This window comes from Staphylococcus coagulans, assembly GCF_002901995.1.
Classification (GTDB): Bacteria; Bacillota; Bacilli; order Staphylococcales; family Staphylococcaceae; genus Staphylococcus; species Staphylococcus coagulans.
Map to the genome: position 1 here is coordinate 50,444 of NZ_PPQN01000010.1, position 21,934 is coordinate 72,377.

Consider the following 21,934-nt stretch of genomic DNA (forward strand, 5'->3'; position numbering starts at 1 on the left):
TAACTTAATTCCCTTCATTATACACCTATATATCTATTCTGAAAGTGTGAATATCATTATAAAGCACAATGAAAAGACGAGTTTAATTTAAAAATTTTTATTGTGTTAAATCAAAATCTTATTGATTAAATTTTGCGAAAAGTCTATAATGACATTAATATTTCTGAAAATTTAGAAGGGAATGTTAATTTAGATTAGGGGGTTTACGCTGATGCTTAGATATACTTTGAAGCGTTTATTGTATATGGTCATTTCGTTGTTTATTATCATTACCATTACATTTTTCTTAATGAAGTTAATGCCAGGCTCACCATTTAATGACGAAAAGTTAAGCGATGAGCAAAAAACAATATTGAATGAAAAATATGGACTCAATGATCCATTACCTGTTCAATATGCAAACTACATGAAAAATGTTGTCAAAGGAGATTTTGGTAACTCGTTTCAATACGATAACCAACCGGTTTGGGATCTAATTAAACCGAGATTAGTACCTTCGTTGCAAATGGGGCTATTTGCAATGGTGATAGGTGTAATTACAGGTGTCATCTTGGGTGTTATCGCCGCCACCCGGCAAAATACTTGGGTTGACTATTTAGCAACCTTTATTTCAGTTATTGCAATTTCGGTACCATCATTCGTATTAGCGGTGTTATTACAATATGTATTCGCAGTGCGTTTGCAATGGTTTCCAGTTGCGGGTTGGGAAGGTATCTCTACTGCAATATTACCATCGTTAGCATTATCAGCAGTTGTACTCGCTACAGTTGCACGTTATATTCGAGCAGAAATGATAGAAGTGTTGAGTTCAGATTACATATTACTTGCCCGAGCAAAAGGTAATTCAACATCAAAAGTTTTATTTGGACATGCATTGAGAAATGCGTTAATTCCAGTAGTAACAATTCTTGTACCCATGTTAGCGGGTATTTTAACTGGAACATTGACGATTGAAAATATTTTCGGTGTACCAGGTTTAGGGGATCAATTCGTTCGTTCTATTACGACTAATGACTTTTCTGTCATTATGGCCATTACGTTATTGTTTAGTACATTGTTCATTGTCTCCATCTTTATTGTCGATGTACTTTATGGCTTAATTGACCCACGAATCCGTTTGCAGGGAGGTAAAAAATGATGTCAAATGAAGAACGCAATTTACCACAAGACGATCATTCAGGTGCGACAGTCGCTCAAACATCAGGCATAATGAGTGAAGACTTTGTTCGTACAGGTGCACCTGATGGCAGTGAGCAAGAGTTTCAAAGAGAAGGACGTACATTTTGGCAAGATGCTTGGGCACAACTCACTCGAAACAAATTAGCCGTTGTGGGTATGATTGGTCTGATTATCATTATTTTATTTGCCTTAATTGGTCCTTTATTAAATAGTCATGATTTTGCTGAGCAAGATGTACAGCGACGTAACTTGCCACCTAAAGTTGCAGTATTAGATCAAATACCGTTCTTGCCATTCACAGGTGAAGGTGTAGATGGCAATGCGTATGAAAAAGCACATGTGAAAGAAAACTTTTGGTTTGGGACAGACCAACTCGGCCGTGACTTATGGTCTAGAACTTGGCAAGGCGCACAAGTGTCTTTATTTATCGGATTTGTAGCAGCTGTATTAGACATTTTTATCGGCGTAATTTATGGGGCAATTTCAGGTTATTTTGGTGGTCGTGTTGACGACATTATGCAACGGATTATCGAAATTATTTCGTCTATTCCAACACTGATTGTCGTGATTTTGTTCGTATTAATTTTTGAGCCTTCTATTTGGACAATTATATTAGCCATGACCATTACAGGTTGGATTGGCATGAGTCGTGTTGTACGAGGAGAATTTTTAAAGTTAAAAAACCAAGAATTTGTTTTAGCATCTCGAACGCTCGGGACATCCGACTTCAGATTGATTTTTAAACATATTTTGCCAAATACGTTAGGTGCAATCATCGTAACATCGATGTTTACTGTTCCAAATGCAATATTCTTTGAAGCCTTTTTAAGCTTTATTGGTATTGGTGTGCCGGCGCCGAGAACATCATTGGGCTCGCTTGTAAATGAAGGCCGTGCGATGTTACTCATTCATCCACATGAATTGTTTATTCCGGCTGTCATTTTAAGTTTATTAATTTTATTTTTCTATCTCTTTAGTGATGGATTACGTGATGCATTTGACCCTAAAATGCGTAAATAAAGGAGGAATGTACAATGTCTGAGCGTGTATTAGAAATCAACGACTTGCATGTTTCCTTCGATATTGAAGCTGGGGAAGTGCAAGCGGTAAGAGGCGTTGACTTTTATTTAAATAAAGGAGAAACGCTGGCAATTGTAGGAGAATCAGGTTCAGGAAAATCTGTATCGACTAAAGCCATTACAAAATTATTCCAAGGGAAATCTGGAAGAATTAAAAAAGGGAGTATTATTTTTAATGGCGAAGATCTCACTCAAAAATCTGAGAAAGAATTAATGAAATTGCGTGGGAAAGAGATTTCGATGATTTTCCAAGATCCAATGACTTCTCTTAATCCAACAATGAAAATTGGTAAGCAAGTCATGGAACCGATTATTAGACATATTGGTTTAAGTAAATCTGAGGCGAAAAAACGTGCCATTGAATTGTTGAAGTTAGTCGGATTGAAACGTGTGGAAGAACGTTTCAATGCATATCCACATCAGTTTTCTGGTGGTCAACGTCAACGTATCGTTATTGCGCTTGCACTCGCATGTGAACCGAAAGTACTCATCGCGGATGAGCCGACAACTGCATTAGATGTGACGATGCAAGCACAAATTTTAGATTTGATGAAAGAGCTCCAACAAAAAATTGATACCTCTATCATTTTTATAACACATGATTTAGGTGTAGTTGCTAACGTGGCAGATCGTGTTGCTGTCATGTATGGCGGTCAAATGATTGAAACAGGCAATGTTGATGAAGTCTTTTATGACCCAAAACACCCGTATACTTGGGGCTTATTATCTTCTATGCCGGATTTAGAAACTGGGGATGATACCGAATTATTAGCAATTCCAGGATCACCACCAGATCTGATTCATCCGCCTAAAGGGGATGCTTTTGCACCACGAAGTGAATATGCCTTAGCGATTGATTTTAAAGAAGCACCCCCATGGTTTAAAGTATCACCGACACATTTTGTTCGTTCATGGTTGTTGGATGAACGTGCACCACACGTAGAACCACCAGAATCAGTTAAACGTAAACAACGTCCAATGCCAAATAATCTTGAGAAACCAGAACGTGTAGAAAGGGTGTCGTTTTAATGGCTGAAAAAGAAGTATTAGTTGAAGTGAAAAATTTAAAACAATATTTTAATCGTGGTAAGCGTAATGAAGTGCGTGCGGTTGAAGATATTTCTTTTAAAGTATACAAAGGGGAAACGTTCGGCTTGGTTGGAGAATCAGGCTCAGGAAAATCTACAACAGGTAAAGCCATTATCAAGTTGAATGATGTGACAGAAGGTCAGGTGCTATACGAAGGGGTCAACATCCAAGAGATTAAAAAGCATAAAGACTTACTTAAATTTAATAAAAAGATACAGATGATTTTCCAAGATCCATACGCCTCCCTAAATCCGAGACTCAAAGTGATGGACATCGTCGCTGAAGGGATTGATATCCACGGTTTAGCGTCCGATCGAAAAGATAGAAAAAAACGGGTTTATGATTTATTAGAGACAGTGGGCTTGAGAAAAAGTCATGCGAACCGCTATCCACATGAGTTCTCAGGAGGTCAACGTCAACGTATCGGTATCGCACGTGCATTAGCAGTTGAACCAGAATTCATAATCGCGGACGAGCCGATTTCAGCATTAGACGTATCGATTCAAGCACAAGTGGTCAACTTAATGCAAAAATTACAGCGCGAACGGAATATTACATTTCTTTTTATCGCCCACGATTTGTCAATGGTGAAATACATTTCAGATCGTATTGCTGTTATGCATTTAGGGCGTATTGTCGAATTAGGGACTGCAGATGAGATATATAGTCATCCTATTCATCCATATACAAAATCACTGCTATCAGCTGTTCCGCAGCCTGATCCTGATAGTGAACGGACAAGAAAACGTGTTGAGTATAAAGAAGATGCTTCTAAAAATGATCAACGTACGTTAAAAGAATTTACAGAAGGTCATTTTGTTTTTGCAACAGATGAAGAATTTGAACAATACCGTGAAGCCCACGGTTTAGTCGGCTTATAATGGCGGGAAGGGGGAATGACAATTGAATATTAAAAGCACATTGAAACTATTAATGACAGCTATTGCAGCAGTACTTGTGTTATCAGCTTGTGGGAATGCTGAAAGTGTTTATGATGGTGATGGACAAGTCTTTCGAAAAGTGATACCACAGGATATGACATCATTGGATACTGCTAAAGTTACAGATAGTGTTAGCTTTGATAAATTCAATCAAGTTTATGAAGGGCTCTATACTTTAAACGCTAAAGATGAAGCGATTCCTGGGGTAGCACAAGGTGAACCTAAAATCACAAATGATGGAAAAACTTGGACAATTAAATTACGAAAAGACGCCAAATGGTCAAATGGAGACCCAGTCACTGCACATGATTTTGTTTTCGCATGGCGTCGTGTTTTAGATCCCGAGACAGCTTCTGAATATGCTTATATCATGTATGACTTAAAAAATGCTGAAGCGATTAATATGAGCAAAAAGAAACCAAAAGAATTGGGTGTGAAAGCTTTAGATGACCATACGTTACAATTTGAACTCACAAAACCAATTCCATATTACAAAGAAATGTTAGCCTTTGGTACGTTTATGCCACAAAATGAAAAGATTGTTAAAAAGTACGGCGATCGTTACGGTACGAAAGCCGATAAGGCAGTCTACAATGGGCCGTTTAAAGTGAAAGAATGGGCAGTTGAAGATAAAATCTTATTAGTTAAAAATAACGATTATTGGGATAAAAAAGCCGTCAAACTTGATAAAGTCAATTATAAAATCTTAAAAGATGGTCAAGCTGGCGCTTCTTTATACGATACTGGTTCAGTTGATGATACAGGTATTTCATCTGAACAAGTCGATAAATATAAAGATTCGCCTGCATTAAAAAAACGCTTGCTCGCATCGACGTTCTATTTGAAGCTCAACCAAGATAAAGTACCAGCTTTTAAAAATAAAGATATGCGTATCGCTTTTTCACAAGCGATTGATAAAAAGGCTTATGTAGATTCAGTGCTTAATAATGGTTCTGCACCAAGTGATGGGTTTACAGCGAAAGCCACAGCAAAAACACCAGAAGGTAAAGATTTTGCGGATCAAATTAAATCACCGTTAGGCTATAATCCTAAACAAGCGAAAGTACACTATGACAAAGCGAAGAAAGCGCTCGGTCAAAAGGAATTTACGTTTACATTGAATACAGAGGATACGCCAGCATCTAAAATATCTGCAGAATTTATTAAAGCACAAATCGAAAAGAACTTGCCGGGTGTCACAGTGAAAATTCAGCAGTTACCGTTTAAACAACGTGTCGCACGTGAACAAAGTCAAAACTATGAAATTTCATTATCCGGTTGGGGACCAGACTACCCTGATGCCTTAACATTCTTAAACATTATGACTACGGGTAATGCATCGAATAAAACGGGATGGAGTAATAAAGACTACGATAAAATGGTTAAAGATGCAAACAACAAATTGCTTAATGATTTAGATCAACGTAATGAAACTTTAGTGAAAGCTGAAGAATTATTGTTAAACGAAGCGCCAATAGCGCCTATTTATCAAAAAGGGGAAGCGCACTTAACAAACCCTCAAGTTAAAAATCTTCAATATCATAATATCGGTGGCGATACGACATTGAAATATGTCTACATCGACAAAGATATTGATAGAAAAACAGGTAAGAAAAAAGATTAATAGGATAGAAAAAGACGTCTGACAGACTGTGCATGCAGTCTTTGTCAGACGTCTTTTTTTCGTAAGGAATGAAGCACTTCTTATTTACGTTTACGTCCTAGTCCCATTGCTTTTTCCATTTTTTTCAATGTTTTAGATGAAACACGATGTGCTTTGTCGCGTCCTTCGTCTAATATTTCATCTAAGCGGTCTGAGTTTAAAAAGTGGTGATATTTTTCTTGGAAGTCGACTAAAAAGTTTTCGACCACTTCGGCCAAATCACCTTTAAATGTCCCATAGCCTTCATTTGCATAGCGTTTTTCTAGGTTAGAAATAGATTCTCCAGTCAAACTAGAGTAAATGGTTAATAAATTAGAGATACCTGGCTTTTGTTCTGAATCAAACTGAATAATACCATCAGAATCTGTGACCGCACTTTTAATTTTTTTTGCTGCGATTTTAGGTTCATCGAGTAGTGAAATAAAGTTTTTCTGGTTGTCATCACTTTTACTCATTTTTTTCGTTGGATCTTGAAGACTCATAACGCGTCCACCTATTTTTGGCATTTGGACTTCTGGTTTAGTTAAAACGTCATTGTAACGATAGTTGAAGCGGTCAACGAGGTTACGCGTTAACTCCATATGTTGTTTTTGATCATCACCCACGGGAACGATATCAGTGTTGTATAAAACAATATCTGCAGCCATAAGAGGTGGATAAGTTAAGAGTCCTGCAGGAATACCTTCCGTTTGTTTTTGTGATTTATCTTTAAATTGAGTCATACGCTCCAACTCACCAATTGAAGAAATGGTTGTTAACATCCAGCCTGCTTGTACATGTGCAGGCACTTCTGATTGGATAAATAAAGTGATTTTATCTGGATTGAGACCGGAAGCAAGATAAATGGCAGCAAGTTGACGTGTTTGCTTTCTTAGTTTCAACCGATCTTGAGGAACTGTAATTGCATGTTGATCGACAATACAAAAGTAACACTCATAATCGTCTTGGATATCGACAAATTGCTTAAGCGCCCCAATGTAATTACCGATTGTTGGAATACCACTCGGTTGAATTCCCGAAAATAATGTTTTCATAATGACTAGCCTACTTTCTTTCTTGGTTATTCAATACTATTGTAACAGTATTTTCTTTGTTTGTAAGTTATGTTAATATTAAGGAAGTAACCAAATTGAAAAAATCATACTAAAGTCTGATTATTGCAATCATTTGATTATTTTACAGATTTCTCATTTAATTTTAATGTTTCGGGTGTATAATATAAACATAAGCGTTAGAAGCAAAGATAAATTAAGGTTAGACTTGTTTATATATGTTTAAGCAGTTAATCTTGAAGCGTTAAATTACAATGAATAACATTCATTAAATTAGGAGAGTGAGATGTATGGTAACATTATTTACTTCACCAAGTTGCACATCTTGCCGTAAAGCGAAAGCATGGTTACAAGAACATGACATTCCGTATACGGAGCGTAATATTTTTTCTGAACATTTAACTTTAGATGAAATTAAACAAATCTTGAAAATGACTGAAGATGGAACGGATGAAATTATTTCTACACGTTCTAAAACTTACCAAAAATTAAATGTGGACATTGATGCATTGCCACTTCAAGATTTATACACAATTATTCAAGGCAACCCTGGTATTTTACGTCGTCCAATTATTTTAGACGATAAACGATTACAGGTAGGTTATAACGAAGACGAAATTCGTCGTTTCTTACCACGTAAAGTACGTACGTTCCAATTGCAAGAAGCACAACGTATGGTTGATTAAATATAAGCGTTTGTAATCACTAATGTGAGGCGAGCGTTAGCATATTAAAAGGACTGGAAAATCACTTCCAGTCCTTTTAATTATGATGACTGAGAAGTGTCAAAAGGATTGCAGCTAACTATAAACCATCATATATTCCTCCATTTTTAATGTGTGTGCCTAACAGGTGTCATGTAAGGGATATATGTTATACTGAAAGTGTTAAGGTACACAATTTTATTTGATACAGTCAAATAGATTGTGTTTTTATTGGTTGTCTAATACAATAGGGTTACTATTCATCGACTGTAAGGAGTGAGATGATATGAGAATAGAACGTATAGACGATATGACTGTAAAACTTTTTATCACATATACAGATATTGAGGCGCGTGGATTTAAGCGTGAAGATCTTTGGACTAACCGTAAACGAGGCGAAGAATTTTTCTGGTCTGTTATGGAAGAAATCAATGAAGAAGAAGATTTTGTCGTTGAAGGACCGTTATGGATACAAGTACATGCCTTTGAAAAAGGCGTCGAAGTAACGATTTCAAAATCTAAAAATGATGATTTGATGCAAATGTCTGAAGAAGATAGTACCTTTGATGAATTCGATAGCCAATTGAACGAATTATTATCACAGTCGTTGAAAGATGACCAAACATCAGATAGTCAAAATGAAAGAGAACGTACGCATAAGACTAAAGCGCCGACACCTCGTACTGCGATTTTTAAATTTGAAGATTTAGAAAATATCATTGAATACGCACATCGTAACGATCAACAATTGACTGATTTTGAAGATTTACTTTATATGATAGATCAAACGTATTATTATGCAGTTCATTTTGATGAATCTGTTCAAGAAGAAGAAATTCATGATTTCTATGGTCAAATATTAGAATTTGCAATGCCGAGTGATCGAACAGCGTACTATCTAAATGATTATGGTAAAATTATAATGAGTCATAATGTAACAGAACAAGTGAAACGTTACTTTCCTTTAAGTGACTAATTAATAACTAAAAATTATTTTGTTTATCAAAAGAGTTCTCGATTAAATCATCGAGAACTTTTTTTAAATATTACAATGACAATAGGCACTAAGAATGGTCAGAGTTTGTATCAAACTTTAATCATCTGAATTAATCATGCCTTACTTTATGAAGCTGGTTACTTTAGATTGTCCTATAGCAATTGCATCTATTAAAACTGTTAGCAGATTGTTCATGATTGAGGATAAAAACGCAGCTATAAAGCCCATACCTATGGCACTACTGAATAAGCCATAATTTGAAATATAAGATAACGCGTGAGCTAAGAGGGATGTAATTCCGGCATTTTTTAAACCGAACACGACCAGGTACACCCCTATTGAAAACAGCACAATATTCCAAGGCGCGCCTAGAATGATTTGCTTAGCACGAACAGCTTCAGATTGATGTGTGCAACCCAGAAATATGAGTGCGATCATCCCGATGATGATGGAGACTGGAAAATGGATAAGGCCCCCAAAGAGATAGCCAGCTAACAATGCGACTAAGATGAACCATGCCAGTATGAACAATCTTGAATCTTTTATAATTATCTTTAGGCGCTTTTAAATGAGAAATATTAAAAGTTTGAGGAATAGACTTTCTAAAATAAAGCCACAGGAAAGAAATGCTTGCAATTAATGCGAAAAGATTAGTGATGAACATTCGACCTAAATATTGTAAGAAATCTATGCAAAAGTAATCAGCAGAAATAATATTCACTAAATTGCCGACAATTAAAGGCAAAGATGTCGTATCTGAGACAAAGCCACAGGCGATAATAAATGGAAAGATCATGTTAGTTTTAAAACCTAAATGTTTAACCATCACTAATACAATGGGGGTCAAAATTAAGGCTGCACCCTCATTTGCAAAGAAAGCAGCGACAACAGTACCTAATAACATGATGAATACACAAACATTTTTAAACGATAGCCGTTTGAAGCCTTTACCTTATGAATGGCTGCACATTCGAAAAAGTCAATCTCATCTAACATAAGTGAAATGATCATAATCGAGATAAAAGCTAAAGTCACATTCCAAACGATATGCGTCACTTCTCCTGCATTGCCCCATTGAACAACACTTGTAAGCAGCGCAATACCCGCGCTATTAAAGCAGTTATACCAATGTCTAATCCTTTCGGTTACCATATGACAAAAACTAAAGTTAAACGAAAATCGCAATTGCTAAAAATGTAAGCATGTTCCTTCACCTGACTTCAAATTTTAAACCACAGTATGAATTTAATTACCTTTTTGAACGTGTTTAAAACTTATGCCGCACGCTGGTTTATAAGATGCGTTTAATATATCAAGTCAATCTGTATGACTTGTAATGATTTACTATCAGAGATAACACGATTATTTATAACGAGTTGAGTTTAAAAAAGATGACGCTGAAAAAATATTTGAAGTAATTCTTAATATTTGTACGTGTATGTTATTGAGGTGACGAGATGTTAACAGCATACAATGAGCAATTAGAGCAAGTTTTCGCACAACATGCGTCCAAACAAGAGCAGTATTTTTGTCCAATTTGTAAAGCGGCTGTCGTTTTAAAACAAGGGGCCACTAAAGGCGCCCATTTTGCCCATCAAACCAAATCCCATTTGAAACGTCAGATGCAAGGTGAATCTGAACAGCATCATCGTTGTAAATCTCATTTATATCTTCAATTAAAAAAGCGACATACTGATGTTAGATTAGAACCTTATTTGAAAGCAATTAATCAAATTCCAGACTTAATCGTAGGACATTGGGCATTAGAAATACAATTAAGTATGATTTCTTACGAACTAATGAGACAACGTACGATAGGGTTAACGCAGCTAGGCTATCGTGTCTTATGGCTTACAGCATTGCCTAAAATTAAACAAGGCCGCTTCATTCTGACACAACTTCATCAACAAGCAATTTTACCAGAGTCTTATTCACTCTTTTGTATCAATACGAAGACTAATCGTATTTATCGAATTTCAAAACTTGTTCCGCTTACAGCAACACAATTTTATGGAGAAATGACCATGATTCCTGTCGCACAGCTTTGCCAATATTTAAGTCATCAAACGGTTGAAGAAATGGTTGTTCATAAATTATCGACTGCGACAATCTTAAGCTATATAAGACAATGTCGTCAAAAAAACAATGTGCGAGAACCTACAATATCGTTAATGTACCAATTACAATTAACAGATGAACAAGTTATTAAATTAACTGGATTTTTATTTCCAGAACAAATTTATATTCGTACGCATCCTGTTTTATGGCAGTTATGGATATTGAAGAGTATACAAAGTCAAGTGCCGAGCCACGCACTTCTAGCTAAAAACATAAAATTGCGGCAATTTGCTGTGATAGAAGTGGATTCATCAAAAATAATCAATAGCATAATAGCGCGATATATTAAATTTTTAAATTTATAAGTGAATAGTGTGCATTATTGTAAGAAAAATGAGAAAATAAGATTAATATTAACGCCAAGAGGAGGAAAAATAATGTCACAACAGCTCACAAGAGAACAACAAGAACAAAAATATCCTGAATACTCATGGGATTTAACAACTATTTTTGAAAGTGATGAAGCTTGGGAAGAAGCATTTAAAACAGTTGAAAGCTATTTAGGAAAAGAAACTCAATATAAAGGTCACTTAGGTGATGATGCCGAAACATTATATCAAGCTTTATTACTCGAAGATGAAATTGAAACTGAACTTGAATCTGTATACGTCTATGCACATTTAAAGCAAGACCAAGATACAGCAAACGATCAATATACTGGTTTTGAAGCACGTGCACATCAATTAGCAATTAAAATAAGTTCAGCTTGGAGCTTTTTAGTACCTGAATTACTTCAAATAGATGAGAAAACAATTGAATCTTATGTTGCCTCTCATGAAGGTTTGAAGCGTTTTGAATTTGATTTACAATTAATCAATGAAAAACGTCCACACATTTTAGATGCTGAGCAAGAAAAATTATTAACTGAGGCTCAAGATGCGCTATCAACGCCAGGCAATGTATTTAGTATGTTTGATAATGCAGACCTTACTTTTGAAGACGTTACGGATAAAGAGGGTCAAAAACATCCATTAACGCAAGGAACATTTATTAAATACTTAGAGTCTGATGATCGTGTACTACGCAAATCTGCTTTTGAAAATGTATATAAAGCCTATGGAAGCTACAACAATACGTTAGGTGCTACGCTAGCAGGGGAAGTGAAAAAGCACGTATTTAATGCACGATCACATCATTATGAGAGTGCCCGTGCGCAAGCTTTAGGAAATAACAATATTCCAGAAGAAGTTTATGATAATCTCGTGAAAACAGTCCATGAATATTTGCCGTTATTACATCGATATACAAAATTAAGAAAATCATTGTTAGGTGTAGACGATTTAAAAATGTACGATATGTATACACCAATGGTTAAAGATATCAAGTTCGAAATGCCTTACAATGAAGCGGTTGATTGGATGTTAAAAGGTTTGGAACCAATGGGCGAAGAATATTTAAATGTGATTAAAGAGGGCTTAAACAATCGCTGGGTAGATGTATATGAAAATAAAGGGAAACGTTCAGGTGCTTACTCATCGGGTGCACATAAAACGAATCCATTTATTTTATTGAACTGGTCTGACACTGTTTCCGATTTGTACACGTTAGTCCATGAGTTCGGTCATTCGGCGCATAGTTATTTTAGCCGTCAAAATCAACCATCTAATATGAGTGATTATTCTATTTTCGTAGCTGAAGTTGCTTCAACATGTAATGAAGCATTAATGAGCCATTACATGGATAAACACCTTGATGATAAACGCCGTCTATTATTATTAAACCAAGAATTAGAGCGCTTTAGAGCCACGCTTTTCCGTCAAACGATGTTTGCAGAGTTTGAGCATAAAATTCATCAAATTGAGGAAGCAGGGGAGCCATTAACAGCTAATCGTATGAATGAAGAATACGCTACATTGAATCGTCAATACTTTGGTGACACAGTAGAAACAGATGAAAACATTAGTAAAGAGTGGTCTAGAATCCCCCATTTCTATATGAACTATTATGTCTATCAGTACGCAACAGGTTATAGCGCTGCACAAAGTTTAAGTCACCAAATTTTAACTGAAGGTCAACCAGCCGTTGAACGTTACATCAATGAATTTTTGAAAAAAGGAAGTTCAAATTATCCAATTGAAATCTTAAAAAATGCTGGTGTAGATATGACAACACCACAACCGATTGAGGATGCATGTAAAGTCTTTGAACAAAAATTGGATGCCTTTGAAAAATTAATGAAAGCTTGATAGATATGAATTCGTTTACAATATGACGGTTTTGTGAAATTTTTAATTTTTAGTCCTTAAATGGTTGAAACCATATAACACTCGTGTTATATTATGAGCATGAAATTAATCACATAACAAACATACCCCTTTGTTTGAAGTGAAAAATTTCTCCCATCCCCTTTGTTTAGCGCCGTGTCGAAACACGGCGTTTTTTATTTGTCCTTTTTTAGCTATGTTCTTATTCTAAATTCTGTACTATGCCTTTATTACATATTCAATAACTAAGAGCGTGTCATGTTAACGTTATTCAGGAGTTCGTCACCGATAGTGTTAAAGTCTGTCTTGCGATAGCAATCGACAAAATGAAGCGTCATCAACACTGATAGCGTGAAGCAAAAACAAACACTAGACAAGTGTTGTCGCCTAATAGCTCCTAGCTATAAACGTCAAATTTGTCTAGTGTCATTTCATTTATTAATAATAGTCATATTTACATCTTTGATTTCCAAAAGACGCCCTCAGGATAAGTCATTTTCGTAATCTTCTGTTGCAACATTAATTTTTTTAATTCTTTTTTTAAAGTTTTCTCTGGCCATTCATAAATTGTCAATAACTCTTCTTCTGTCACCAACTGTTTTTGTTGAATATAATCAGCTAAATTCGGCGGTAAAGATTTTTCGATAGGGCTTCCCATCATTTCATTAATAATATACGTATAGATATGATATGGGTACAGGCCTTCTACTTTTAAACCTTCTTCTTGAATATCTTCATTAAAAAAGACAAGAGAAGGGGCTTGTTCAACTTCCATTTCTCGAGCGATATGGAGATCCACTTTTAAACTTTCACGCAACTGCCCGTTCTTTAAATCATCTTTGTAAACGTCTAAATCTAAACCTGCATTAATTATACATTTACGTATCATTTCTTCTGTAACAATGTCGGGCTTGGGGATAATCTCATTTTGAATTAAATGCATAAAACGATGTGCACGTGCACGTCCTTGTAATTCGGCAGCTTTAAATGCAAGTGCAATGTTATCCCGATCTGAAGTGCTTTGTGCTTGACATTTTGTTAAAACACGCAAAGAAGGGTTTAATATATGACGAATACGAATATATTGATGGTATTCAATGCGTAACTTTGACAAAATCGCAGAAAGTTTAAAGCTGTCCATACTAAATGGATCAAAAAAAGAGTAAATTTCAATCTTACTTACAGGTGAAAGATTTGAATCTTCACGACAAGTATTCACGATAGCTCTCAATTCTTTCGTCATGTTATTTCACCTACAATTAATTTTCTATATTGACCATATGATTTGCAGTTAAACTTAGTCTTTCATACAAGTAATCGCCCACGCCATACGGAAGTTGTGCTTCTGTAATAGCAATGTGCATGTTTTCCAACCATGCGGCTTTTGCTTGATGGTCTATCGGAAAAGACATGTGACGCATTCTTAACATCGGATGCCCATGTTCTTGCGTATATAAGTCCGGTCCACCTAGAAATTGCGTTAGAAACTGTTTTTGTTTGCGTGCCGTTTCTGCAAAATCGCCAGGAAACAAATGATTAATTCTATTATCTTGTTCTACTAGTCTATAGAAATGATCAATTAAGGCGTATAACTTTTCTTGCCCAATCACTTCGTAAGGTGTCTGTGCCATCTTCATCACCGCTCAAGTTTCGTATTATATATAAATGATAACATGAATTTTTACATTTCAAAGCAAAAACACTTGTACATAAACTGTTTACATGTCATACTATTGAATTTTGTGAATGGATTCTTCATCAATTGAATGAAACAACGCTTGTATAACTTACAATCATCTTTTCTTCTTATTTATGTTTTGATTATGTTTTTTGTATTCAAAAAAGCGTTGTACTTTATTTTTTGGCGTATCCGGTTCTAATTGTAATTGGTCTAATAATTGATGAAATGCATGTTTTCCTGTTTCAAAATCTGATACTTCAAACTCTAGTTCGTAATCTTCAGTATCTAAATACGTACTATGGTCTAAGACAAGTAAACCGTGTGCTGTTTCAGTTTCAAGACGATAGGTTGTTAATGCGCCTAGAACTAGTAGATCTTGCACAGCTACGTGACGTAGTTCGAGAACTTCTTGTATGGATGAGTCAATGATATCAACAGGGACACGTTTATCTTGTTTAGGTGACCAAGTCACTTGTGCATTGTGTTCTAATAAACCAACTTGATCGGGCACTTTCAACGTCATCTCATTAGAAGCGTTTTGCTTTTCTCGTATTCTTAAAGCCATTTTCTGTGATTGAATTTGAAAGTCTGGTGTATCAATGTAATAATTAACTTGCTTAAAAGGGGATTGCTTTGAAAAATAATGCGCCTTAATCTTCTCGTAATGCGCTTTATTGAGTCGTTGTTTAAATTCAATTTCTCGTTCAATTGACATTGATGATCACTCCTTATTGACTTATTATGCCGAAGTATGTGATGTTTTGAAAGTAATTCACATGAGTTTGTTTTGAACGATGAGTGTCACGTTAAATTATGTTAAAATGTTACGTGATGAGGAGGAAAAGATATGCGCATTTATGTCAACGAAGTTAAAATTCAAGATAATCGTATCTTATGTTATACGGATGAACCTACGAAAGGTTTTACTGAAGCGGGACAAATGCTTGCTGATAGTGATCGTCACGCCTTTGTTTATTTATTAGATGATGGATCTTCGTTCTCGTACTTATTGTTTGTACAAGAAACTTGGCCAATGCTTCATGAACATCGGGGCAAAGAAGTCGTGATTAACGATGAATTAACGTTAACGCAATTTTCTCCTGAGTTGGACTACTTATTAGAAAACATAGAAGGTAATTCCAATTATGGAAAAGAATTTGTGACTGCCGTAGAAGAAACATTTGAACTCGTATGAAGCGGAGTGAAGTGAGATGAACCAATGGGAAATTTTTCTAGCACCATATCAACAAGCGATTGACGAATTAAAAGTAAAGCTGAAAGGCTTAAGAAAGCAATATGAAGTTGCAGAACATCATTCACCAATCGAATTCGTAACAGGGCGTGTTAAACCCATTACGAGCATTATTGATAAAGCGAATAAAAGGGGTATTCCATTCGATCGTTTACGTGAAGAAATGTATGATATTGCCGGTTTACGAATGATGTGTCAATTTGTAGATGATATTGACATTGTGGTTGATTTACTACGTCAACGTCAAGACTTTAAGGTCATCGAAGAGCGTGATTATATTAGTAATACTAAGCAAAGTGGATACCGTTCATATCATGTGATTATTGAGTACCCAATTGAAACATTAGATGGTTCAAAGTCAATTTTAGCTGAGATTCAAATTCGTACTTTAGCCATGAATTTTTGGGCAACGATTGAGCATACGCTACGTTATAAATATGATGGGGATTACCCACCCGAAATTCAAACGAGATTAGAACGTGCAGCTGAAGCCGCTTTCTTATTAGATGAAGAAATGTCAGAAATTAAAGAAGAGATTCAAGAAGCTCAAAAATATTATTCGAAAAAACGTGCAAACAAGCATGAGGATCGCGGGGTGGATTGATGCGCTACGTTATATTATCTAAAGGAGATTCAAAATCTGAAGCACTGAAACATAAAATGATGTGCCATATGGAAGATTTTAAAATGATCGAGGATCCAGAAAATCCTGAAATCGTTATTTCAGTAGGCGGTGATGGAACTTTATTACAAGCTTTTCATCATTATAGTCATATGCTGTCTCGATGTGCGTTTGTCGGGATACATACAGGTCATCTCGGATTTTATGCGGATTGGTTGCCACATGAGGTAGAAAAATTAATTATAGAGATTAATAACTCTGAATTCCAAGTCATTGAATATCCATTGCTAGAGATTGTTATTCGCTACAATGATAAAGGTTATGAAACACGCTACCTCGCGCTTAATGAAGCCACTATGAAAACGGAAAATGGAACAACGCTTGTTGTAGATTTAGACATTCGTGGTCAACACTTTGAACGATTTAGAGGGGACGGGTTATGTATCTCTACGCCTTCTGGTTCGACCGCTTACAATAAAGCATTAGGCGGTGCATTGATTCATCCTTCATTAGAAGCAATTCAAATTGCTGAAATTGCATCAATCAATAACCGAGTTTTCCGTACGGTTGGCTCTCCCTTAGTGTTACCTAAACATCATACATGTCATGTGAAACCGGTCAATCACGATAGCATTTTAACGACCATTGATCATGTGAGTGTTAAACATAAAAATGTTAATGCGATTCAATACCGTGTTGCTAACGAAAAGATTCGTTTTGCACGCTTTAGACCTTTCCCATTCTGGAAACGTGTTCACGATTCATTTATTTCTAGTGGTGATGAATCGTGATATTTAAATATCATATCCAAACGTCTATGACACTAAAGTCATTCTTATATGCACAACAATTTTCTAAAAAGACGATTAGCGCCATTAAACAAAATGGCGCTTTACTTGTTAATGGTGATCCGAAGACTGTACGTTATACGTTACAAAGTGATGATACTTTAGAAGTACATCTTCCTAAAGAGCTTCCGAGTCCGTATCTTCAGCCTTTTCTAGCACCGCTGGATATTTTGTATGAGGATGAATGGCTACTTGTTGTCGTGAAGCCACAACAACAAAATACGGCACCTTCACGAGAACATCCTCATGAAAGTTTAGTTGAACAGGTTTTAGCATATATGCAGCTACACAATGAACGGGGCATCCCTCATGTTGTTACACGGTTGGATCGTAATACAACAGGAATTGTTATTATTGCGAAGTCACGTCATGTGCATCATTTAATGAGTCATATTGAGATTGAAAAATACTATGAGTGTATTTGTCATGGGGTGCTAGAACAAAATGGTTTCATTGATGCACCCATCGCTCGGGATACAGAAAGCATTATTAAACGTATGGTTTCTGAAGACGGTAAGTCCGCACTGACATATTATGCACCTATTAAAAATTTCAAGACTTATACATGGTGCCGTGTTAAACTTGAAACGGGTAGAACGCATCAGATTCGTGTTCATTTCGAATACATCAATGCACCATTAGTAGGGGATACATTATATGGAGGAGCACACCCTACTTATCAAACACAATTATTGAAATGCGCAGAAGTCAGGTTTGTACATCCATTGACAAATAAAGAAATAAACATCAGGAATCAACATCCAAACTTCGAGCAAGTTTTAACCACTTTGTAGATATACGGATTGATGGAGGTGGCAAATGTGGCTAATGAAAATGAACAAATCATTTTAGATGACGAAGAAATATTCGACAAAGACTTGTTGGATGACTTAATAGCTAATGAGGATATTGATGGTTTTAGAGAAGAATTTTTAGCACTGCACTCATATGAACAAAGTGAATACTTTGAAGTGAGTGATGACGATATACGTCAAAAAATGTATCGATATTTATCTCCCGATGAAGTGGCTGAGTTTTTCGAGAGTTTAGAAATTGATGAAGAAGAATATGAAGATTTATTTGAAGAAATGAACGCGGCCTATGCGAGTAAAGTACTTGAACATATGTCGTACGATAATGCGGTAGATATTTTAAATCAGCTATCGAAAAAGAAAATTGCAAGCTTATTAATGTTGATGAATCGTGAGGACGCTAAAGAAATTAAAGCGTTACTTCATTATGATGAAGATACTGCCGGCGGTATCATGACAACGGAATTTATTTCTTTGACAATCAATACCCCGGTGCACGAAGCGTTAATGAGGGTAAAAGAACAAGCGCCAGATGCGGAAACCATTTACGTGATATTTGTTGTAGACGAAGAGAAAAAACTTGTCGGTGTCTTATCATTAAGGGATTTAATTATAGCTGAAAATGATACTTATATTGAAGATATTATGAATGAGCGTGTCATCAGTGCTAATGTTGCTGATGACCAAGAAGACGTCGCACAGACAATGAGAGACTATGACTTTATTGCTATGCCCGTACTCGATTATCAAAATCATTTACTAGGGATTATTACTATCGATGATATCGTGGACGTTATGGATGAAGAGGCAAGTGAAGACTACTCTCGTTTAGCCGGTGTATCGGACATTGACTCTACAGATGATTCGATTTTTCAAACCGCATTTAAACGGTTGCCTTGGTTGCTGATTTTAACAGTTTTAGGGATGATTACAGCATCTATTTTAGGTTCTTTTGAAGAAACGCTTGAAAAAGTGGCTTTACTTGCTGCTTTTATACCAATTATTAGCGGGATGTCTGGGAATTCTGGAACGCAGTCTTTAGCCGTAGCTGTACGTAATATCTCCACGGGTGATATTAAAGAAAAAAGTAAAATCAAACTCGCCTTGCGTGAATCCGGGAGTGGTTTCTTAACAGGTATTACTTGCGCAACGAGTTTATGCTTTATTATTATCATTTTATACGGACAACCTTATCTTGCCCTCATTGTTGGAACGAGTTTAACGATTGCGATGACAGTAGGAACAACGATTGGGTCTGTCATTCCACTTGTAATGAATCGTATAGGCATTGACCCTGCAGTTGCAAGCGGACCTTTTATTACTACAATTAATGATATAGTAAGTATGTTAATCTATTTCGGATTAGCAACGTCATTTTTAACCTAAGGGGGTACTCATGGAATTTGTATCACTAGTCATTGTCATAGTTGCGGCTATGATTACACCAATATTGATTAACAGATTGAAAATTTCATTTTTACCTGTCGTCGTAGCTGAAATTTTAATGGGTATCGTGATAGGTAATTCATTTCTAAATCTTGTTCATCGTGACGAAGTACTGAACATTCTATCTACATTAGGTTTTATTTTTCTTATGTTTTTAAGTGGTTTAGAAATTGATTTCAATACATTTAAAAAAGATAAATCGAATAAAAAGAAAGAAGATGCAAAGGTTCCGAACCATTTACGCATCGCTTTGTCTGTGTTTATGCTTATCATGATTATCTCCATAGCTCTTGCATTCGCATTCAAATGGATGGGGCTTATTGATGATGTGCTATTAATGGTGATTATTATATCAACCATTTCACTTGGTGTTGTCGTTCCTACTTTAAAAGAAATGAACTTGATGAGTACGACTATTGGACAATTGATATTGTTAGTCGCTGTGCTTGCAGATTTAGCGACGATGTTATTACTCACAGTTTATGGGGCCGTACATGCATCAGGTGCTGAAACGCTTTGGCTTATAGGAATATTAGTCGTCTTTACAGTTGTATTTTACTTTTTAGGCGGATTGTTCAAAAAAGCACCATTTTTACAAAAACTGATGGATGGAACGACGCAAATTGGTATTCGTGCCGTGTTTGCGCTTATTATTTTACTCGTGGCACTTGCTGAAGGTGTCGGCGCAGAAAATATTTTAGGGGCTTTCTTAGCGGGTGTTGTCGTTTCTTTATTAGGACCGACACAAGATCTTGTTGAGAAGTTAGATTCATTTGGTTACGGATTCTTTATTCCAATATTTTTTATCATGGTCGGTGTCGATTTAAATATTCCATCTTTGATTAAGGATCCTATGATTTTATTAATTATTCCTGTGTTAATAGGGGCCTTTATTATTTCAAAACTGATTCCTGTATTATTACTTAAAAAATGGTTTGATATGAAAACAACCATTGCATCTGCCTTTTTACTGACTTCAACATTATCACTCGTCATTGCAGCAGCTAAAATCGCAGAAAAGCTGGGCACGATTAGTAAAGAAACTTCGGGTGTCCTTGTTTTAAGTGCGGTTATCACATGTGTTTTTGTACCTATAGTGTTTAAAAAACTTATACCTATTCCAGATGAGATGCAACGTTCTATTAAAGTCGCAATGATAGGTAAAAACCAACTTTCTATTCCAATTGCACAAGGTTTAAGATCTCAGTTATATCAGATTTCACTTTATTACCGAAAAGATTTAACAGATCATCGCACATTATCAGATGATATCACGATGATTGAGATGGCAGATTATCACCCTGCAATATTAGAACGTTTAGGTCTTTTTGATAGTGATATCGTTGTATGTTCGACTAATGATGATGAAATCAACCGACGCGTCGCATTAATGGCAAAAGATCATGGCGTAGAGCGTGTGATATGTCGCCTTGAAGCGAGTGATGAAGCACAAACATTAAGTAGTAAAGGTATTGAGTTGTTCAGTAATTTCCAAAGTAATCAGATTTTATTAAAAGGTATGATCGAAACACCAAACATGCTGAACTTATTAAGCAATGTGGAAACATCGCTTTATGAAATTGGAATGTACAATTATGCATTTGATCAAATGCAATTGCGTAACTTTCCATTTGGTGGCGATATTATCTTTGTACGAATTATCCGCAATAATGAATCTATCGTACCGCACGGGGATACTCAACTTCAATATGGCGATCGCCTTATTGTTACAGGTACGAAAGAGTACGTTGATCAACTTAAAATTGAATTGGAAATGTTTTAAATTACGAAGCTATACACGACTCAGTTCTCACAGTCTCATTTTCATTGAGGCTGTGATCAATTCCAAAATAAATAGCGCTAGATGATTGATTATAAGAATCGTCTTAGCGCTTCTTTTTTATGATAAAACTTCGTATTGAATAATTCTACTTTCCGAGGAGACAGCCTCAGCCTGTAGTCTTCGGCTCGTTCTGTTCCATAGGAGTATCTGTTTTGGAGTGATATGACAAAATTTTTGCATTTTAAATGGTACATAGTAGAACAGAAATATATATGAGTAAGAAATATACTTTAGAAGAGATAAAAGCAAAAAACAACATAGGCTGGACCGAATTATATAAACATTTAGATATAAAATACAAATCCCTTTAATTAGCAAACAAGGGATTTTGTATATAGAGTATAAGTATTTTGATTATTTTTATATTCATTGATTTATATTAATAAGATAGAATACCTAAGATC

Annotated in this window: 19 protein-coding genes and 1 pseudogene; 15 read left to right on the forward strand and 5 right to left on the reverse strand. The window is 35.7% G+C overall.

Going from position 1 to position 21,934, the window contains the following annotated elements; all coding sequences use genetic code 11:
- Positions 1-211 precede the first annotated feature (211 nt).
- The 5 genes from opp3b to CD118_RS02240 are packed head-to-tail and all read left to right on the forward strand — an operon-like array spanning position 212 to position 5,912.
- Complete coding sequence (gene opp3b, locus CD118_RS02220) at positions 212-1,138, forward strand: oligopeptide ABC transporter permease (protein WP_050331457.1); 927 nt, start codon at positions 212-214, stop codon at positions 1,136-1,138.
- A complete protein-coding gene (gene opp3C, locus CD118_RS02225; RefSeq protein WP_050331985.1) occupies positions 1,138-2,199 on the forward strand; it encodes an oligopeptide ABC transporter permease in 1,062 nt (353 codons plus the stop codon). The genes opp3b and opp3C overlap by 1 nt, the downstream gene beginning before the upstream one ends.
- 14 nt (positions 2,200-2,213) lie before the next feature.
- Positions 2,214-3,287: an ABC transporter ATP-binding protein gene (locus CD118_RS02230; RefSeq protein WP_050331456.1), complete on the forward strand. Its 1,074-nt coding sequence runs from the start codon at positions 2,214-2,216 to the stop codon at positions 3,285-3,287.
- Entirely contained in the window at positions 3,287-4,228 is a 942-nt protein-coding gene (locus tag CD118_RS02235; protein WP_060830167.1) for an ABC transporter ATP-binding protein, read from the forward strand. Before CD118_RS02230 ends, CD118_RS02235 begins: the two co-directional genes overlap by 1 nt.
- A gap of 52 nt (positions 4,229-4,280) precedes the next feature.
- On the forward strand, positions 4,281-5,912 hold the full coding sequence (locus CD118_RS02240) for a peptide ABC transporter substrate-binding protein (RefSeq protein ID WP_060830523.1): 1,632 nt from the start codon (positions 4,281-4,283) through the stop codon (positions 5,910-5,912).
- Positions 5,913-5,992: 80 nt separating this feature from the next.
- Here CD118_RS02240 and trpS read toward each other — a convergent pair whose 3' ends face one another.
- Positions 5,993-6,985: a tryptophan--tRNA ligase gene (gene trpS, locus CD118_RS02245; RefSeq protein WP_060830166.1), complete on the reverse strand. Its 993-nt coding sequence runs from the start codon at positions 6,983-6,985 to the stop codon at positions 5,993-5,995.
- A 308-nt stretch (positions 6,986-7,293) separates the two neighbouring features.
- Here trpS and spxA point away from each other — a divergent pair, with 308 nt between their 5' ends.
- Entirely contained in the window at positions 7,294-7,689 is a 396-nt protein-coding gene (spxA, locus tag CD118_RS02250) for a transcriptional regulator SpxA (RefSeq protein ID WP_103356183.1), read from the forward strand.
- 304 nt (positions 7,690-7,993) lie between these two features.
- A complete protein-coding gene (mecA, locus tag CD118_RS02255) occupies positions 7,994-8,683 on the forward strand; it encodes an adaptor protein MecA (protein ID WP_103356184.1) in 690 nt (229 codons plus the stop codon).
- Between the two features lie 144 nt (positions 8,684-8,827).
- Here the strand turns inward: mecA and arsB are convergent.
- Positions 8,828-9,908, reverse strand: a pseudogene (arsB, locus tag CD118_RS02260) (arsenite/antimonite efflux transporter); the annotation flags it as partial.
- Between the two features lie 253 nt (positions 9,909-10,161).
- Between arsB and CD118_RS02265 the strand changes: the two are divergent.
- Together CD118_RS02265 and pepF are read left to right on the forward strand one after the other, a co-directional pair.
- A complete protein-coding gene (locus CD118_RS02265) occupies positions 10,162-11,127 on the forward strand; it encodes a competence protein CoiA (protein ID WP_060830162.1) in 966 nt (321 codons plus the stop codon).
- A 72-nt stretch (positions 11,128-11,199) separates the two neighbouring features.
- Complete coding sequence (gene pepF / locus CD118_RS02270) at positions 11,200-13,008, forward strand: oligoendopeptidase F (RefSeq protein ID WP_060830161.1); 1,809 nt, start codon at positions 11,200-11,202, stop codon at positions 13,006-13,008.
- Between the two features lie 472 nt (positions 13,009-13,480).
- Here pepF and yjbH read toward each other — a convergent pair whose 3' ends face one another.
- The 3 genes from yjbH to CD118_RS02285 form a co-directional block, all read right to left on the reverse strand.
- Complete coding sequence (yjbH, locus tag CD118_RS02275) at positions 13,481-14,269, reverse strand: protease adaptor protein YjbH (protein ID WP_016424655.1); 789 nt, start codon at positions 14,267-14,269, stop codon at positions 13,481-13,483.
- Positions 14,270-14,285: 16 nt separating this feature from the next.
- The gene (locus tag CD118_RS02280) at positions 14,286-14,657 is read right to left on the reverse strand and encodes a truncated hemoglobin YjbI (protein ID WP_016424656.1); all 372 of its coding nucleotides are present in this window, start codon (positions 14,655-14,657) and stop codon (positions 14,286-14,288) included.
- 162 nt (positions 14,658-14,819) lie between these two features.
- The gene (locus tag CD118_RS02285; protein WP_050331447.1) at positions 14,820-15,422 is read right to left on the reverse strand and encodes a CYTH domain-containing protein; all 603 of its coding nucleotides are present in this window, start codon (positions 15,420-15,422) and stop codon (positions 14,820-14,822) included.
- A gap of 132 nt (positions 15,423-15,554) precedes the next feature.
- Between CD118_RS02285 and CD118_RS02290 the strand changes: the two genes are divergently transcribed.
- From CD118_RS02290 to CD118_RS02315, 6 genes are read left to right on the forward strand one after another with little or no spacing between them, the layout of a single operon-like run.
- On the forward strand, positions 15,555-15,902 hold the full coding sequence (locus CD118_RS02290) for a UPF0738 family protein (protein WP_050331446.1): 348 nt from the start codon (positions 15,555-15,557) through the stop codon (positions 15,900-15,902).
- Between the two features lie 16 nt (positions 15,903-15,918).
- Positions 15,919-16,563 carry a GTP diphosphokinase gene (gene yjbM / locus CD118_RS02295; protein WP_060830160.1) on the forward strand — a complete coding sequence of 215 codons (645 nt, stop codon included), beginning with the start codon at positions 15,919-15,921 and terminating at the stop codon, positions 16,561-16,563.
- Positions 16,563-17,372 carry an NAD kinase gene (locus CD118_RS02300; RefSeq protein WP_016424660.1) on the forward strand — a complete coding sequence of 270 codons (810 nt, stop codon included), beginning with the start codon at positions 16,563-16,565 and terminating at the stop codon, positions 17,370-17,372. Before yjbM ends, CD118_RS02300 begins: the two co-directional genes overlap by 1 nt.
- Positions 17,369-18,223 carry an RluA family pseudouridine synthase gene (locus CD118_RS02305; protein ID WP_060830159.1) on the forward strand — a complete coding sequence of 285 codons (855 nt, stop codon included), beginning with the start codon at positions 17,369-17,371 and terminating at the stop codon, positions 18,221-18,223. The genes CD118_RS02300 and CD118_RS02305 overlap by 4 nt, the downstream gene beginning before the upstream one ends.
- A gap of 12 nt (positions 18,224-18,235) precedes the next feature.
- Positions 18,236-19,627 carry a magnesium transporter gene (mgtE, locus tag CD118_RS02310; RefSeq protein WP_215727798.1) on the forward strand — a complete coding sequence of 464 codons (1,392 nt, stop codon included), beginning with the start codon at positions 18,236-18,238 and terminating at the stop codon, positions 19,625-19,627.
- A 10-nt stretch (positions 19,628-19,637) separates the two neighbouring features.
- Complete coding sequence (locus CD118_RS02315; RefSeq protein ID WP_060830158.1) at positions 19,638-21,470, forward strand: monovalent cation:proton antiporter family protein; 1,833 nt, start codon at positions 19,638-19,640, stop codon at positions 21,468-21,470.
- Positions 21,471-21,934: the final 464 nt, after the last annotated feature.

What these genes read in the sequence shown, in the direction of transcription:
- opp3b (WP_050331457.1), top strand. Translation starts at nt 212, where the DNA reads ATGCTTAGATATACTTTGAAGCGTTTATTGTATATGGTCATTTCGTTG.
- opp3C (WP_050331985.1), top strand. Translation starts at nt 1,138, where the DNA reads ATGTCAAATGAAGAACGCAATTTACCACAAGACGATCATTCAGGTGCG.
- CD118_RS02230 (WP_050331456.1), top strand. Translation starts at nt 2,214, where the DNA reads ATGTCTGAGCGTGTATTAGAAATCAACGACTTGCATGTTTCCTTCGAT.
- CD118_RS02235 (WP_060830167.1), top strand. Translation starts at nt 3,287, where the DNA reads ATGGCTGAAAAAGAAGTATTAGTTGAAGTGAAAAATTTAAAACAATAT.
- CD118_RS02240 (WP_060830523.1), top strand. Translation starts at nt 4,281, where the DNA reads ATGACAGCTATTGCAGCAGTACTTGTGTTATCAGCTTGTGGGAATGCT.
- trpS (WP_060830166.1), bottom strand. Translation starts at nt 6,985, where the DNA reads ATGAAAACATTATTTTCGGGAATTCAACCGAGTGGTATTCCAACAATC.
- spxA (WP_103356183.1), top strand. Translation starts at nt 7,294, where the DNA reads ATGGTAACATTATTTACTTCACCAAGTTGCACATCTTGCCGTAAAGCG.
- mecA (WP_103356184.1), top strand. Translation starts at nt 7,994, where the DNA reads ATGAGAATAGAACGTATAGACGATATGACTGTAAAACTTTTTATCACA.
- CD118_RS02265 (WP_060830162.1), top strand. Translation starts at nt 10,162, where the DNA reads ATGTTAACAGCATACAATGAGCAATTAGAGCAAGTTTTCGCACAACAT.
- pepF (WP_060830161.1), top strand. Translation starts at nt 11,200, where the DNA reads ATGTCACAACAGCTCACAAGAGAACAACAAGAACAAAAATATCCTGAA.
- yjbH (WP_016424655.1), bottom strand. Translation starts at nt 14,269, where the DNA reads ATGACGAAAGAATTGAGAGCTATCGTGAATACTTGTCGTGAAGATTCA.
- CD118_RS02280 (WP_016424656.1), bottom strand. Translation starts at nt 14,657, where the DNA reads ATGGCACAGACACCTTACGAAGTGATTGGGCAAGAAAAGTTATACGCC.
- CD118_RS02285 (WP_050331447.1), bottom strand. Translation starts at nt 15,422, where the DNA reads ATGTCAATTGAACGAGAAATTGAATTTAAACAACGACTCAATAAAGCG.
- CD118_RS02290 (WP_050331446.1), top strand. Translation starts at nt 15,555, where the DNA reads ATGCGCATTTATGTCAACGAAGTTAAAATTCAAGATAATCGTATCTTA.
- yjbM (WP_060830160.1), top strand. Translation starts at nt 15,919, where the DNA reads ATGAACCAATGGGAAATTTTTCTAGCACCATATCAACAAGCGATTGAC.
- CD118_RS02300 (WP_016424660.1), top strand. Translation starts at nt 16,563, where the DNA reads ATGCGCTACGTTATATTATCTAAAGGAGATTCAAAATCTGAAGCACTG.
- mgtE (WP_215727798.1), top strand. Translation starts at nt 18,236, where the DNA reads ATGGAGGTGGCAAATGTGGCTAATGAAAATGAACAAATCATTTTAGAT.
- CD118_RS02315 (WP_060830158.1), top strand. Translation starts at nt 19,638, where the DNA reads ATGGAATTTGTATCACTAGTCATTGTCATAGTTGCGGCTATGATTACA.